Genomic DNA, 15,813 nt, shown 5'->3' with positions numbered 1-15,813 from the left:
GCTGGCCGGCCTTCATGGCTAACTAATGATAGTTATACTTGACGCATACGGCGCCTTCGTGCGCCAGTAACCGGAGACGTTCCATGCAAGCGCAAACCGAGGGCGAGGATTCGGGCGTCCGCCCGATCGCCGACGCGGAAGCGATTGACCGCCTTTCGTCCGCGCGTTTCACCTGCCGCGCGTACCTGCCGGATGCCGTGCCGACGGACGTGATCGAGCACATCGTGAACATCGCGAAACGCGCGGCGTCGTGGTGCAACGTGCAGCCGTGGCACGCGATCGTGACGTCCCGCGACACGACCGAGCGCTTCCGCGAGGCGCTCGTCGCGCATGCCGCGCAGCATCCCGGGATCGATTCCGACCTGCCGTTCCCGGACGAATATCGCGGGGTCTACGGTGAGCGGCGCAGGGAAGTCGGCTATGCGCTCTATGCGGCGCTCGGGATCGCGCGCGACGACCGGCCGGCGCGCGAGCGGCAGGTCGCCGAGAACTACCGGCTGTTCGGCGCGCCGCATGTCGCGTTGCTGACGATACCGGCCGAGCTGGGGCCGTATGCGGCACTCGACTGCGGCGCGTTTGTCGCGTCGTTCATGCTGGCGGCGCGCGCGCACGGCATCGCGACGACGGCACAGGCGGCGCTCGCGCATCACGCCCGATTCATCCGCCGCTATTTCGGGATTGGCGACGAGCGGAAATTCGTCTGCGGCATCGGGTTCGGTTATGCCGACATCGCGCACTCGGCGAACGCATTCCGCTCGACGCGCGTGGCCACGGCGGACGTGATGCGGATGGTCTGAACGGTGCCGCTCCGGCCGGCATCCGTCGTGCGCAGGCGTGGCGGCGACGGTAGGTCGGATCGGCGAACACACTTACCCGGCAATGGCGCCGGCAGACGCCCCAAGGAAGAGAGAGGACACGATGGTTGGAACGAACGACACGCCCGGCCCCGCGCTAGCAATCGTGCAGGCGGCGTGGAACGCGGCCGCGCGCGGCTGGAATCCCGACGCGCTGACCGACATCTACACGGCGGATGCGCTGTTCTTCGGCGGCCGGCCCGGCCATTCGGCCGGACGCGACGCGATTCGCGCGTACTTCGCGTCGTACGCTGGCGTGATCCGGTCGGCCACGCTGGCGCTGGTGGAGCAGCACTTCATCCGCCTGGGTGACGACTGTTTTCTTGCGCAAGGCTACGGCGAATTCGTGTTCGTCCTCGGGGACGGCAACACGTCGCGCTCGCGTTTGCGCACGACGCTCGTGATCGCGTTGCAGCGCGGCGAATGGAAAGTCCGCCAGCATCATTTTTCGACTTCGCCCGACACACCGCCGATCTGAATCGGCCAATCCGCGCGTCACGGTCATGCCGCGGGGACGTGGCGCTCGAGAAACTGTTCGGCAGCCTGGCCGAACACGTCGTTGCGGTCGCCGGCAACCATGTGTCCCGCCGCGGCGACGTTCACATACTCCGCATGCGGGCAGAGTTCGAGAAACTCGCGAACGCCTGCCTCACTGACCACGTCGGAACTGCCGCCGCGCACCAGCAGCGTGGGGAGGGCAAGGTTGCGCGCGCAGGCCGAGAAGCGCGCGTGACGGGCGGCCAGGTCGGTCGTTCCCGACAGGAAGCGCGGATCCCAGTGCCAGCGGTAGCGGCCGTCGTCGCCGAGCCGGACGTTCTTCGACAGGCCGGCGTGACTGCCCGGACGCGGCGGGCTCGAGCGGTAGCGGCCGATCGCGTCCGCGACTTCGTCGAGCGAGCCGAAGCCGTCGGGGTTCTGCTGCATGAACGTCCTGATGCGCGCGACGCCGGCCGGCTCGGTGTACGGCACGATATCGACCAGGATCAGCGCGCGCGCATCGATCCGGCGTTCTCCGATCGCGACGAGGCTGGTGCCGCCGCCCAGCGATGCGCCGATGAGCACCGGGTTGCGACCGCCCAGCGCGCCGACGACGTGGCGCAAATCGTCGACGAACGCGTCCTGGCTGTAGTCGCCTGAGGCGCTCCAGTCCGAGTCGCCGTGCCCGCGCGCATCGTACGCGACGGCGAAGTAGCCGGCGCTGCCCAGCAGCGCGCCCGTGCCGCCCCATGCATGACGTGTCTGGCCGCCGCCGTGGAGCAGCACGACGAGCGGCGCGTCCGGATGCCCCCACGTATCGCCGGCGAGCCGCACGCCGTTCGGGGTGCGCCACAGGTGCGCGGGGTCGGGGGTGCCGGGCAGCCGGTTTCCCGGTTTGGTCGGGGCACGCAAGACGGATTCGGTGGATGAAAGCATGACAGGGCGGTGAGCGACGGATGGAGAAGGGCGGGCCGGTCGTGCGGTCCGACGTGTCTTCAAACTTCGCCGGTGCGTGCATGCGTGTCAACGTCCGCCACCACGGTGTTCCGTACACTGGGCGCAGGGGCAATGCACGGTTCGACGGCATCGTGCGACCGGCTTTGCAACGTCGAGCCGCCGACGAGAGATTCAGGCAATCGCGCGACCGGCGAACCCCGCGCGGCGTGCTCGCCAGCGGTGTTTTGGTTCGCTGGCTCGCACCCTGAAAATACGCTACCCTCTCAAACATTAGTTTTGTGCCGCCGCATGGCGGCGTGCGAGCGGATCGGGCAGTACCCGGGGAGACGGGGACATGCCGCCGGCCGCCATCGGCGAGCCGGAACGGCAACGGGATGATCACGCGTGCGGCGCCCTCCACGACGCCGCGCGGCCGGGCTTCGCGCATGCGGCATCCGGACCTCTTCACTTCATCTTGATAACAGCGGACGGCTGATACACGAACGTGCGAAAGCGAAATGTAAATCCCAGCGCGGATACCCGGGAAACCTTGCTGCGGCTTGCCGCGCGCTCTTTTGCGACGCAGGGTTATGCCGCGACGACGATGCGCTCCATCGCGGACCAGGCCGGGATCGAGGCGGCCAGCATCTACTATCACTTCTCGTCGAAGGAGGAACTGGTCGACGTCGTGATGGAGCACGGCGCGGACAGCATCGTGCAGCACATCAACGAGTATTTCGACGCACTGCCGCCCGATGCGACGGCCGAAGCGCGCTTCAAGGCGGCGCTGATCGGGCAGATGAGCGCGCTGATCAAGTTTGGCGACTACGCGCTGGCGCACGGCCGGCTGCTGACCCAGCTCCCGGAGAAGGTGCGGGAGCGCCAGGTGAAGCGGCGCGAACGCCATCAGCAGCTGTGGACCGCGGTGTTCGACGGCTTGCGCGCCGAAGGCCTGCTGCGCGAGGACATCGACATCGCGCTGTGCCGTGTGTTCGTGCTCGGCTGCATCAATTCCGTCCAGACCTGGTTCGACCCGAAGAAGGGTTCGCTGGACAAGGTCGCCGAACAGCTTAGCACGATGTTCTTCGAAGGCGTGAAGCCCACGGGAGGCGCGAAGCCCGCCGCGAAAGCGAAGCGAAGCACGCGCAAGAGCGAACTCGTCGCTTCGTCCTGACGGCATGCGGCCGATCGGTCTTCGATGCGGGCGACACGCACCTGGCCGGGTCACGCGGTCGCACGATGCCGCAGCGCTCGATCGTGCGGGATTCGGCGGCGGAGAAAGTCGAGCACGGTACGGCCGAACAGGTCGTTGTGCTCCCCTGCGACCGTATGGCCGGCATTCCGTACGTCTGTATGTTCCGCGTGCGGACACAGGTTCAGGAACTCGTGCGCGCCTGCTTGGCTGACGATATCGGAGTCTGCACCACGCACGAGCAGCGTCGGCAGAGTCAGGCGGCGCGCGCTGGCCGCAAAACGAGCATGGCGGCGCGTCAGGTCGCGGGGCCACGCGAGAAAGTGCGGATCCCAGTGCCAGCGATATTTGCCGCCGTCGTAGCGCAGGCTGAACGCGAGGCTTTCCTCGCTGAGCGCCTGCGCCAGATGCGGGCGATAGTGGCGGATCGCGTCGGCCACTTCGTCCGGCGACCCGAAACCGTTCGGCTGCTGCCGCATGAACGCCTGCAAACGCAAGACGCCCGCCGGTTCAATGCAGGGTGCGATATTGATAAGCACGAGCGCGGCGGCGTCGACATAGCCTTCGCCGACGGCGAGCAAGCTCGTCCCGCCGCCGAGCCCCGCGCCGACGAGGATCGGCCGCCGGCCTTCGAACATCGCGGCCACCCGCTCGAGGTCGCGAATCATTGCACCTTGGCTGTAGTTGCAGGTCGGCGACCAGTCGGACTCGCCATGACCGCGCGCGTCGAACCCGACCGCATAAAAGCCCGCCGCGCCCAGCAGGCGGCCCATTCCGCTCCAGGCATGACGTGTCTGCCCGCTGCCGTGCAGCAGGACGACCGGCGCGCCGTCGGGGTCGCCCCACGAGTGGCCGACGATCCGGAGCCCGTCGGTGCTCCTCCAGGTATGCCGGATGCCGGTCGGCCCGGACGCATGCGTTCCCGTCGTCATCGCATTCTTCATGATTCGATTGCATTCGCGTAGCGAGGCCGCCCTTCGCCGAGCTGTACCCTGGGCGCCCGCGATCCGCGGTCTTTATCCACCAGCGTTCGGCGCTGCGATGCCGGCATGCCGTCCGCGCCGAACAGGCACCGGCACGTATCCGCATACGTTCGCTGCGGACTACATTCGAGTCAATCGCGGCGGCCGGAATGTTCCGTACTCCGGCCGGACGCAGCCGGAGACGCATCGTACGGCGCTACTGTCGGGGGCGCCACGCTAGAACCGCTTGTTGATCCCGATGATCGCGCCAACCGTCGTGCCCGGCACACCATACAGCGCATTGTCGATCGACAGTCCGAATCGTTCGCGGCCGTGGTTGTTCACTGCGCCCACCTGCAGATATAGCGAGGTCGCCTTCGACATGAAATACCGCGTCGTCAGCGCGCCGAGTAGCGCGTGATTGTCCGAGTCGCGCGGATCACGGATGTACCACACGCCGGCGTTGATATCGAGCTGCGGCAGCGCGTAGTAGTCGAAGCCGACATTCCACACATTGTTGGCGCCGCCGTTCACGACGCCGGCGGCGACCGTCGTCGGCACCTTGTAGCTCGTGAACGAGCCCTTCACCGTGAATCGGTCGAAGTGATAGCCCACGCCGATCATGCGGCCGGAGAACGGTTGCTGGAACGTCGTCAGACCGGCCGAGCTGTGGCCGGAACTCGAGTCGTACATCGCAGCGTTCACGACCAGCCCCCGAAGCTCGTAGCGCGCGCTGACCGAGTACTGCTGCCCCGCCCGATAGTCGCCCGCTACACCGCCGAACGCATACATCGCACTGCCGGAAAACCCGGCGAACTTCGGGCTCGTATAGGTGATCGCATTCGGGTTGAAAGTCCCCACGAACGTGTTGTCCGCATACACGGAGAACGCGGTGCCGAACTGGCCTGCGTTGCGCGGATCGGACTCGTAGATCGCCAGCACGAACGGTGAATACTGGAGGCCGGCCTTCAGCTCGCCGAAGTTGCCGTTAAGCGCCAGCCATGCCTGGCGGCCGAACAGATTCCCGTTGCTGTTGTCGAAGCCGCCGTTGACGACGCTGGCACCGCTTTCCAACCTGAAGGTCGCCTTCAACCCGCCGCCGAGGTCCTCCTGTCCGAACAGCCCGAAATTCGACGGCTCCAGCCCCCCGTTGATGAGGCTGAACTGCTTGCCGCCATTGGTGCCGGTCGCCGAATTGAGTGTCTTGTTGGTGAACAGCATCCCCACGTCCAGCGTACCGTACAGCGTGACGCTGCTTTGTGCCCATGACCATGCAGGTAGCAGTGCGATGCCAAGTGCGAGTATCGACTTCTTCATGTCAAAGCCCGATGACCGGCTTACATTCATTTTGGTATCCGAATTTAATGGAGAGAAGGAACAGTTCATATTGGACCGTTGAAGCATTGCAGCGATATTCAGGGCCGTCGGTCGATTCGCGATGTCCGAAGATGGACGGGCGGTTCCGGGCTTGGCATTAATCTAACGTTCGGTAGATTGAGGCGCGGGACCTTGAATCTCCATTGGGTATAACCCGAGGCGAATTCAGACTATCGGGCAACGATCCATGGATTGAATTTCGGCGTTCCGTACTTCAACGCGTTCTAGCGAACTCGATTAAAAAAATGATCGTACGTTTAACGGAATAGGTCGCATGAAAGCGTTTGCAGGCAGGTAATGGAAGCCGCGCCTGACGGATTGGGACGGGATGTCGATGTCAACGGGCGTTTTACCGGGCGGAACGAATTTTCTACGCGCGTTCGCCGGAATCCGGAAGTCGACGCGCCCGCTACTGCCGGATATTTCGTCGCAAACATGGCGGCCCACGCCATGCCGCGCGCAAACCGGTGGCGGCGTGAGCGGGCGTATGGATTCGTGCTGCCGAGAGCGTGTGATGGGGGAGAAGAGAAGAAGCGGTCTGGGCGGCGCGCGGCAGGCCCGAGCAGGGGCACGTCAGCCATGCCCGCAGCCCAATCGTTCGTGCCGGGCAAATGGAGGAAAAGCAGGAGAGAGCTTGCGACGAAGGCCCGGTCGGATCTTGGTCGCAAGCGGCACAGGCGAATCGAAAGGGCTTCGCGTAGTGCGCCTATTTGCCCATCGGTTTCGCGAACATCATATGCGACATGCCGCCGTCGCATGCAATCGATTGGGCCGTGATATACCCGGCGGCGGGCGACGCGAGATACACGATCAGGTCGGCGACTTCCTCCGGCTTGCCGACCCGGCTCATCGGCAGCATGGTCGCCAACTGGTCCAGAATCTCTTGCGGCACCGAGCCGCGCGCCATCGGCGTGTCGATCACGCCCGGCAACACGACGTTGACGCGCACGCCGTAGGGCGCCCATTCCAGCGCCATCTGCCGGCTCAGCGTGATGAGCGACGCCTTGCTCGGCCCATATGCGCCGCCCTGCGAGTAGCCGTGGACGCCCGCCAGCGAAGCCGTGTTGACGATGGCCGCATGCGGGCTCTTCTTCAGTTGCGGCAGCGCGCTGCGCGCGAGCATCAATGCGCCGTCGACGTTCACCTGGAAGCCGGCGCGCCATTCGTCGATCGGCACGTCCTCGAGCATCCCCGAACGCACCAGCGCAGCGGTGTTGATCACGACGTCGAGCCGTCCGAAGCGCTCGACCGTGGCGGCGATGGCCGCATCGATGTCCGGCTGTTTCGACACGTCGAGGCCGAGCGCGATCGCTTCGCCGCCGCGGCGCACGATCTCGCCGGCGACGCGCTCGGCGTGGCCGGCGTTGAGGTCGGCCACGGCGACGGCGCCGCCGTTGGCCGCGAACGTCTTCGCGCTGGCCTCGCCCATGCCGCTGCCCGCGCCAACCACCAGCGCGACCAGCCCCTTGATGCGTGAATGGATCATCCAGTCGCTCGGCGCGTCATGGCTGGATTCGGTATTCATCGGTTGCTCCTCGTGATGTCGGGTGATGGATGGTTCGTAGGCCGGCACTCAGGCGGCCGGCTGATCCAGTACCACGGTCTTGGATTCGAGAAATGCCTCGAGGCCGCCCACGCCGCCTTCACGCCCGACGCCCGATTGCTTGAAGCCGCCGAAGCCGATCGAGAAATCGGTGCGCGACGCGTTGTGTCCGACGGAGCCCGCGCGCAAGCGGCGCGCGACGCGCAGCGCCCGTTCGGTGTCGTGCGTGAACACGGCGGCATTCAAGCCGAAGATCGTGTCGTTGGCCATGTCGATCGCGTGTTGCTCGCTGTCGGCGGGAATGACCGACAGCACCGGGCCGAACAACTCGTTCTGCGCGATGCTGGAGCGGTTGTCCACGTTCGCGAAGACCGTCGGCTCGAAGAAGAAACCCCGCGCCAGGTGCGCGGGCCGCTTGCCGCCGACCGCCAGACGCGCGCCGTCGGACACGCCTTGCGCAACCAATCGTTCGACCACGTCGCGCTGGGCGGGCGTCGCGAGCGGCCCCATGCTCGTCGCATCGTCGAGCGGATCGCCGAGCACCATGCCGCGCGCGGCATCGACTAGCGCGTCGACCATCTGATCGTGCCTGGCGCGCGGCACGATGATGCGCGTGAGGCTGTGACAGACCTGGCCCGACAGATAACTGAAATACGGTGCGCCGAGCACCTTCGCGGCCGTTTCGACGTCGTAGTCGTCGAGTATCACGGCAGGCGATTTGCCGCCGAGTTCGAGTGTGACGCGCGCGACGCGCTCGGCCGCCACCGCGCCGATGCGCCGGCCAGCGCCGGTGGAGCCCGTGAAGGTGATCTTGTCCACGCCGGGGTGGCGCACGAGCGATTCGGATACGGTCCGGTCGGCCGTCAGCATGTTGACCACGCCGGGCGGCAGGCCGACCTCGTCGCAGATTTGCGCGAACAAATGACCCGAACTCGGCGTCTCGGGCGAGTTCTTGATGACGACCGTGCAGCCCGCGAGCAGGGCCGGCGCGATCTTGTAGGCAAGCAGCCCGGCCGGCCCGTTCCACGGCACGATCACTGCCACCACGCCGACGGGTTCCTGCACGCGGTAGGCCTGATGGCCCGTCACGGCGCGCGCGGGCGCGACGAACGGATAGCTGTGTGCCATCGCCGCGTACTGGCGGAACGCGCCGCTGAGGAACAGGCCGATGCGCGGCTTGGCGATCCGGTACAGCACGCCGGATTCGATGCTCCAGCCGCGCGCGAAATCGTCGTTCAACGCTTCGAGGCGGGCGGCGATTTTCTCGAGGAAGGCGCCGCGTTCGGCCGGCGACAGATGCGGCCACGGCCCGCGATCGAACGCATCGCGCGCGGCGCGCACGGCAGCGTCGACGTCGGCTTCGTTGGCCATCGCCCCGTGCGCGACCACGTCCTCGGTCGCGCAGTTGAGCACCGCGCAGGTCTCGGTGGAAGCGGGCGCCACCCAGCGGCCGCCGATATAGAGGCGATCCGCGTGCGGCATGTTCAGGGAAGGGCTGTTCATCGTTGACGGTTCTCCGGTTTGTGTCGACTTATCGGCCGGCGGCCCGCACGAACTGGCGGATCACGGTGCCGAAGTCGTCCACGTGTTCGAGGTTAAGCACGCTGTCGACGATGCGGTCGACGGTCGCGGCAGGCAGCAGGGCGTCGACGAAGGTGCGGAACTTGCCGACCAGTTCGTCCGTCGTCATGTAGGTCGACGGATCCGCCGACGGCGTGCCCTTCGGGAACATCTTCTCGCCGGCGAAGACCTGGCCGCGTGCGCGCACCTCGACGCGCGACGGGCGGCTCGAAATGTCGGCCGAGATCGACTGGAAATAGGTCGGGTGCGTCTTCAGCGAAACGCGGTTCATCAGCGCCATAACGGACGCGTCGAACACGACGGCCGGATCCTGCCAGCGCGGGCCCGGCGGAATGCGGTGCGCCGCGACGGCGAGCCCGTGCGAGAAACAGAACTGCGCGTCATGCACCTCGAGAATGTCGCGGTTCGTGAAGCAGGGCAGCACATAGGCCCAGCCTTCGCCGTACGACGTGATGCTCTCGATTTCGTCGGGCTTCAGGTCGTGCTGCGTGACGATGTCGATCAGCAGGTCGAGCGGCGCGTGCATCACGCGGCAGTGCGGATAGGGCTTGAACATCTGGAACGCGGGGAAGCGCCACGTGTCGCCGAGGTCGGCTGTGATCAGCTCGGGCGTCCAGCGATCGGTTCCGATGAAGCTCGCGTAGCCGTTGACCTCGTCGTCGAGGATCCGCAGATCACCGCGGTGCCCAAGTTCGCCCATGTCGGCGACGGTGAGCGCGATGTTGGTCAGGCCGCCGGCCAGCTGATACTTGATGGTTGCGGTGGGCGCGTGCATGAACCACGCGCGCTGCGCATTGACGGGCGCCGATGCGGCGGCGAGACCGAGCGCGTTTGCCAACTGCACGGCCGACAGGCGCTTGAGCTTGCCCGCGGACGCGGTCGCGCCGAACACGGTGCTGCTGTAGCCGACGACCGACGCGGGGTTGGCGGACTTGCCGTCCTTGGTGTCGCGATAGCCGGCCATCGCGGCGCCGAAACGGTACGAGATCTCGTGCGACACCGCGACCGCGGCGATCAGCTCCTTGCCGGAGCGCCGGTGCACCTCGGCGGTTGCAAAGGCGCCGGGCAGCACGTACGGGCTCACGTGGCCCGGCAGCAGCACCGAGTCGGCATCGAGCGCGTTCAGCAATTCGCTGTTGGCGAACGCAGCGCCATAGACGGTGGTACGCTCGCCGGTACCGATGATGGTCGCATCGCCTGCGGTGCCACCGATGCGGCTGCCCATTTCGACGCCGATGCGTCCGCGCGGATGATCGATACCGGCCAGCGCGACGCCAAGCGAATCGAGGATGTCGCGCTTGCATTCCTGCACGACGATGTCCGGCAGCCGCGCGGTGTCGACGCCGGCCGCGAAATCGGCCAGCTGCTGGACGATGGTGGGGGAAGTCATGTGTCTCGCTCCTCGTTCGAATGCTGTTTATGTCTGGACAAATGCGATTAGCGTTGGCCCTCGTGCCGCCGTGTGCAATGCCCGCGATCGAAACGTTCCGTTCTTCGAAAGTCGCGCATCGTCACGCGCGCGCGTGCTGTCGCATGCGGGGATACCCTGATGGGAAATCGGCGCACGCAAAATAGAATAACAACTGTTAGTTAGGTTTGCGCGAAAACTCGATGGACCGTTGCGCTTCTCCCTTGCAGCGCGATCCGACGCACGCATACTTTCTCGACGGGGCCGATGCACGCCGCCCGCCGCTCTCCCACTTCCCGGACTACGCATGAAATACGAAGATTTCCAGTTCCTCCTGTTCGATCGTCAGCCGGACGGCGTCCTGCTCGTCACGCTCAATCGTCCGGAGGTCATGAACGCGACGAACAACCGCATGCATTGGGAATTGACCAAGGTGTGGGGCGTCGTCGCCGAAGACGCGAGCGTCAAGGTCATCGTCGTGACGGGTGCCGGCGACCGTGCGTTCTCGGCCGGCGGCGATCTCGCCGTCGTCGAGGAAATGGCGGCCAGCCAGGAAGCCACGCTGCGCGTGATGAAGGAAGCGTCCGACATCGTCTACAACATGCTCGCGTGCGACAAGCCGATCATCTCCGCCATCAACGGCACGGCCGTGGGCGCCGGTCTCGTCGTCGCGCTGCTGGCCGATGTGAGCGTGATGGCCGAGGATGCGAAGCTGACCGACGGGCATGCGCGCCTGGGTGTGTCGGCCGGCGATCACGCGGCGATCGTGTGGCCGCTGCTGTGCGGCATGGCCAAGGCCAAGTACTACCTGATGACCGCGGATTTCGTCGACGGCAGGGAAGCCGAGCGGATCGGGCTGGTGAGCTTCTGCGCGCCGCGCGCCGACGTGCTGCCGCGCTCGCTCGCGATTGCGGCGAATCTCGCGCGCGGCAGCCAGACCGCGATCCGCGCGACCAAGAAATCGCTGAACAACTGGATGCGGCTCGCGGGCCCCATCTTCGACAACTCGCTCGCGATGGAGATGCTGTGTTTCCTCGGCGCGGACGTGAAGGAAGGCGTCGCGGCATTGCGCGGCAAACGCCAGCCTGAATTTCCGTCGGCGCAGCTGCCGCAGTCGTAAGCATAGCGAATGCCCGGGCTTCGGCCCGGCCGCTGCCGCCTTGGATCTAACTAACGATAGATAAAAATCAGGCTGGCCGCGGCCGTTTCTCGACGGCATGGCACCTACCGAAGCCGCACGCTGTTCCTGCCATGGTGCGCGGCATTTTGGATTCGGGCGCGCGTCGACGTTCCGCTGGCCTGACGAACGCTGCGCTATCAACTGGAGGTTTCATGACGACCGTAACTGACGTTGCACAGGCAGCGCGCGCGAAAGCGCTCGCGTGGATCGGACAGGGCACGAAATGTCTGCTGATCGGCGGGCGATGGGTCGACGCCGCATCGGGCAAGACCTTCGAGACGATCAACCCAACGACCGAGCAGCCGCTCTGCCGCGTCGCCGAGGCCGACAGCGTCGACGTCGACGCGGCCGTGGTCGCGGCGCGCAACGCGTTCGATGCGCCGTCGTGGTCGGCGGTGTCGCCGCACGCGCGCACGCGCGCGCTGCTAAAGATCGCCGACGCGATCGAGGCCCATGTCGACGAGCTGGCCGCGATCGAGTCGATCGACAACGGTATGCCGCTGTGGTTCGCGCGTGCCGCGGCGGGCGCCACTGTGGACATCGTTCGCTACTACGCGGGCTGGTGTTCGAAGGTGCTGGGCACCACGATCCCGTCGGACGGCAGCACGCTGATCTATACGCTGCGCGAGCCGCTCGGCGTGTGCGGCCAGATCATCCCGTGGAACGTGCCGATCCTGATGGCCGCGATCAAGTTCGCGAATGCGCTGTGCTGCGGCAATACGGTGATCCTGAAACCGGCCGAGCTGGCCTGCCTGACCTCGATCCGGCTCGCGGAACTGATCCAGGAAACCGACCTGCCGCCGGGCGTCATTAACGTGCTGCCGGGCTTCGGTGCGACGGCGGGCGCGGCGCTCGCGCAGCATCCGGGCGTCGACAAGATCGCGTTCACCGGCTCGACTGCGGTCGGCAAGCAGATCGCGCGCGACGCGACGCTGAACCTGAAGAAGGTGACGCTCGAACTCGGCGGGAAGGCGCCCAACGTGGTGTTCGCCGACGCGGACATCGAAAAGGCCGTGCAGGCCGCGGTAAAGACGTTCTGCGGCAACTCGGGCCAGGTGTGCTCGGCCGGCACGCGCCTGTTCGTGCAGGAAAGCATCCACGAGCAGGTGGCGGAGCGCGTCGCGCAGCTGGCGGCCGGGTGGAAGGCCGGCGACCCGTTCGCGGCCGACACGAAGATCGGCCCGCTGATCTCGGCGACGCAGCGCGAGCGCGTGCAGTCGTACATCGGCGTGGGCCGCGAAGGCGGCGCGACCTTGCGGCTCGGCGGCGAGCCGTGGCGCGGCACCGGCTATTTCGTCGAGCCGACGATCTTCGACAACGTGCGCAACGGCATGCGGATCGCGCAGGAGGAGATCTTCGGGCCGGTGCTGTCGATCATCCCGTTCCGCGACGAGGACGATGCGGTGCTGCAGGCCAACGACACGACCTACGGGCTCTCTGCCGCGGTCTGGACGCGCGACGTCGCGCGCGCACACAAGGTGGTGCGCGCGCTCAAGGCCGGACGGCTGTGGATCAACACCTTCGGCGAATCCGATCCGGCGATGGCGTTCGGCGGATACAAGCAATCGGGCTGGGGCCGCGAATTCGGCCAGGAATCGATCGACGCCTATACGCAGACGAAGTCGATCATGCTGCGCATGTGAACTTCGGCGTCCAGAACATATTCAGGAGACTTCATCAACATGAACATTCCGCATTTCGTGTCGGGTACCAAGCAGCTGCTGATCGGCGGGCAGTGGGTCGAGCCGGCCGGCGGCGAGCGCATCGAGGCCATCAACCCGGCCACCGGCGAGGTGCTGTGCCATATCGCGCAGGGCAGCGCGCAGGACGTCGATCGCGCGGTGGCGGCGGCGCGCCGCGCGTTCGAAGGACCGTGGAGCCGCTTCACGCCGCACGAGCGGCGCAAGCTGCTGCTGCGCGTGCACGACGCGATCCTCGATCACTTCGACGAGCTCGCGCTGATCGAGACGCTCGACATGGGCGCGCCGCTCGCGCGCACGCGCGGCTACAAGGAATGGCTGTCGCAGCTGCTGCAGTTCTACGCATCGCAAACGGGCGCGGGCGCGGTGGAAACGCCGCCGATGTCGATCGCACCGAACTTCACCGCGCTCAAGCAGTTGATGCCGGTCGGCGTGGTCGGCGGCATCATCCCGTGGAACGGCCCGCTGATGGGGATGTGGTGGATCTACGGCCCCGCGCTGGCGACCGGCTGCACGGCCGTGCTGAAGCCGGCCGAGGATGCGTCGCTGTCGTCGCTGCGTGTGTCCGAGCTGATGATGGAAGCGGGCGTGCCCGACGGCGTGATCAACGTCGTGACCGGCTACGGCAAGGACGTCGGCCAGGCGCTGGCCGAGCACCCGGACGTCGATCGCGTCGCCTTCACGGGCTCGGTTGGCACCGCGCAGGCGATCGTGCGCGCATCGGCCGGCAACCTGAAGCGGCTGCAGCTCGAACTCGGCGGCAAGTCGCCCGACATCGTGTTCGCCGATGCCGATCTCGACAAGGCCGTGCCCGGCGCGGCGATGGGCGTGTTCACGAATACCGGCCAGGTGTGCGTGGCCGGCACGCGGATCTTCGTGCAGCGCGCGATCCACGACGAATTCGTGCAGCGCATGGCCGCGTTCGCCGGCACGATCCGCATCGGCGACGGCCGCGATCCCGATACGCAGATCGGCCCGCTGATTTCGCGGCGCCAGCTCGAACGCGTGATGCATTACGTGGACATCGGCGGCAAGGAGGCCCGGCTCGTGCACGGCGGCGGCCGTCCGGACGGCGCGCCGGCCGGCGGGTTCTTCATCGAGCCGACGGTGTTCGCCGACGTGCGCAACGACATGACGATCGCGCGCGAGGAGATCTTCGGGCCGGTCGCGTCGGTGATTCCGTTCGACACGATCGAGGACGCGCTGCGGCTCGCGAACGATACGCCGTACGGCCTCGCCGGCGGCGTGTGGACGAGCAGCCTGTCGACCGCGCACCGCGTTTCGCAGGGGATTCGCTCGGGCACCGTGTGGGTCAACTGCTATGGCGTGATCGATCCGGCGGTGGGTTTCGGCGGCACGAAGATGAGCGGCTACGGCTGGAAGGGCGGCAAGGAGCACGTCGAGAGCTTCCTGTACCCGAAGGCCACCTATATCAATCTGGTCTGAGCCGGCACGGCGCCGCGTCACGACCGCATTCCCGCAGGCACAGGAGACACAAGACATGAAAGGCGTGGTTTTCAGAGGCGAACGCAGGCTGGAGATTCTCGATTTCGACGATCCGACGCCCGGCCCCGCCGATGCCGTGATCGAAATGAAGGCGTCGGGCATGTGCGGCAGCGACCTGCATTTCTACCGCAACAAGCCGGCCGACGTGATCCGCTCGCTGGGCTTCAAGGATCTCGCGTCGCGCGGCATGTCGGAGGACACGCCGATCATCGGCGGTCACGAGCCGTGCGGGCGGATCGTCGCGGTCGGTTCGGCCGTCGATCCGCGCGCATTCAAGGTCGGCGATCGCGTCGCGGTGTTCCACTACGAAGGCTGCATGCACTGCGATCACTGCCGTACCGGCTGGACGCAGATGTGCAGCCACGGCGCGGATATCCACGGCGTGATCAAGCACGGCGGCCACGCGCACTACATGAAGGTGCCTGCGACCTCGCTGGTCCATCTGCCCGACGAAGTGTCGTACGCCACCGGCGCCGCGATTTCCTGCGGCACCGGCACGGCGTGGGGCGCGCTGCTGCGCCTCGGCATCACCGCGCGCGACACGCTCGCGGTGTTCGGGCTGGGCCCGGTCGGCTTGTCGGCCGTGCAGCTGGCCGCGGCGATGGGCGTCGAGGTGATCGGCGTCGATATCGCGGCCGATCGCGTCGCGCGCGCGAAGGATTTCGGCGCGGCCCACGTGATCGACGGCAGCCGGCAGGATCCGATCGAGGAAATCCAGAAGCTCACCGGCGGCCTCGGCGTGACCTGCGCGATGGATTGCGCGGGCGGCGACGTGCCGAAGCAGCAGGCGGTGCGCAGCACGCGCCCGTGGGGGCGGATCGCGCTCGTGGCCGTGGGCGGCAACCTCAACGTCGACGGGATGAAGGACGTGATCGGCAAGCAGCGCACGATCCTCGGCTCCTATACGTTCTCGGAAGTCGGGATGAAGGACTGCATCCATTTCGTCGCCGATCACGGCGTGGACGTCGACAAGCTGTTCACCGATCGCTGGCAGCTCGAGCAGGCCGACGAGGCCTACCGGCAATTCGACGCGCAGGCGGGCGGCAAGGGCGTGTTCGTGTTCTGAGCGCACCGTCGCGAGACACGTGGAGAGACGA

Annotated in this window: 13 protein-coding genes; 7 read left to right on the top strand and 6 right to left on the bottom strand. The window is 66.6% G+C overall.

Annotation, left to right across the window (positions count from 1 at the left end; all coding sequences use genetic code 11):
• The first annotated feature begins 83 nt into the window (after positions 1–83).
• Positions 84–797 carry a nitroreductase gene (locus tag HWY45_RS19280; RefSeq protein WP_059881675.1) on the top strand — a complete coding sequence of 238 codons (714 nt, stop codon included), beginning with the start codon at positions 84–86 and terminating at the stop codon, positions 795–797.
• A 121-nt stretch (positions 798–918) separates the two neighbouring features.
• The gene (locus HWY45_RS19275; RefSeq protein ID WP_059881677.1) at positions 919–1,332 is read left to right on the top strand and encodes a YybH family protein; all 414 of its coding nucleotides are present in this window, start codon (positions 919–921) and stop codon (positions 1,330–1,332) included.
• A 23-nt stretch (positions 1,333–1,355) separates the two neighbouring features.
• Here HWY45_RS19275 and HWY45_RS19270 read toward each other — a convergent pair whose 3' ends face one another.
• Positions 1,356–2,243: an alpha/beta fold hydrolase gene (locus HWY45_RS19270; protein WP_230946898.1), complete on the bottom strand. Its 888-nt coding sequence runs from the start codon at positions 2,241–2,243 to the stop codon at positions 1,356–1,358.
• 574 nt (positions 2,244–2,817) lie between these two features.
• On the opposite strand from HWY45_RS19270, the gene HWY45_RS19265 reads away from it, so the two are divergent.
• A complete protein-coding gene (locus HWY45_RS19265) occupies positions 2,818–3,441 on the top strand; it encodes a TetR/AcrR family transcriptional regulator (protein ID WP_059686339.1) in 624 nt (207 codons plus the stop codon).
• A 50-nt stretch (positions 3,442–3,491) separates the two neighbouring features.
• Here HWY45_RS19265 and HWY45_RS19260 read toward each other — a convergent pair whose 3' ends face one another.
• From HWY45_RS19260 to HWY45_RS19240, 5 genes are all read right to left on the bottom strand, one after another.
• Positions 3,492–4,403, bottom strand: coding sequence for an alpha/beta fold hydrolase (locus HWY45_RS19260; RefSeq protein ID WP_059686341.1), 912 nt, complete (start codon positions 4,401–4,403; stop codon positions 3,492–3,494).
• Between the two features lie 255 nt (positions 4,404–4,658).
• On the bottom strand, positions 4,659–5,738 hold the full coding sequence (locus HWY45_RS19255; protein WP_059881681.1) for a porin: 1,080 nt from the start codon (positions 5,736–5,738) through the stop codon (positions 4,659–4,661).
• A 766-nt stretch (positions 5,739–6,504) separates the two neighbouring features.
• Positions 6,505–7,323: an SDR family NAD(P)-dependent oxidoreductase gene (locus HWY45_RS19250; RefSeq protein WP_081069757.1), complete on the bottom strand. Its 819-nt coding sequence runs from the start codon at positions 7,321–7,323 to the stop codon at positions 6,505–6,507.
• Between the two features lie 48 nt (positions 7,324–7,371).
• Positions 7,372–8,844, bottom strand: coding sequence for an aldehyde dehydrogenase (locus tag HWY45_RS19245; protein WP_059881683.1), 1,473 nt, complete (start codon positions 8,842–8,844; stop codon positions 7,372–7,374).
• 28 nt (positions 8,845–8,872) lie between these two features.
• Positions 8,873–10,312: an MmgE/PrpD family protein gene (locus HWY45_RS19240; protein ID WP_059686348.1), complete on the bottom strand. Its 1,440-nt coding sequence runs from the start codon at positions 10,310–10,312 to the stop codon at positions 8,873–8,875.
• Positions 10,313–10,637: 325 nt separating this feature from the next.
• Between HWY45_RS19240 and HWY45_RS19235 the strand changes: the two genes are divergently transcribed.
• The 4 genes from HWY45_RS19235 (at position 10,638) to HWY45_RS19220 (ending at position 15,782) form a co-directional block, all read left to right on the top strand.
• A complete protein-coding gene (locus HWY45_RS19235; RefSeq protein ID WP_059686350.1) occupies positions 10,638–11,450 on the top strand; it encodes an enoyl-CoA hydratase/isomerase family protein in 813 nt (270 codons plus the stop codon).
• Positions 11,451–11,662: 212 nt separating this feature from the next.
• Positions 11,663–13,153, top strand: a complete 1,491-nt coding sequence (locus tag HWY45_RS19230; protein ID WP_059881685.1) for an aldehyde dehydrogenase family protein — start codon at positions 11,663–11,665, stop codon at positions 13,151–13,153.
• Between the two features lie 39 nt (positions 13,154–13,192).
• On the top strand, positions 13,193–14,656 hold the full coding sequence (locus HWY45_RS19225; protein WP_059686355.1) for an aldehyde dehydrogenase family protein: 1,464 nt from the start codon (positions 13,193–13,195) through the stop codon (positions 14,654–14,656).
• A gap of 55 nt (positions 14,657–14,711) precedes the next feature.
• Entirely contained in the window at positions 14,712–15,782 is a 1,071-nt protein-coding gene (locus HWY45_RS19220) for a zinc-dependent alcohol dehydrogenase family protein (RefSeq protein WP_035956474.1), read from the top strand.
• Positions 15,783–15,813: the final 31 nt, after the last annotated feature.

The sequence above is a fragment of the Burkholderia stagnalis genome (genome assembly GCF_902830275.1).
GTDB lineage: Bacteria > Pseudomonadota > Gammaproteobacteria > Burkholderiales > Burkholderiaceae > Burkholderia > Burkholderia stagnalis.
The sequence above is the reverse complement of the archived record's forward strand: the minus strand, read 5'-3'. Positions and strand labels throughout refer to the sequence as shown.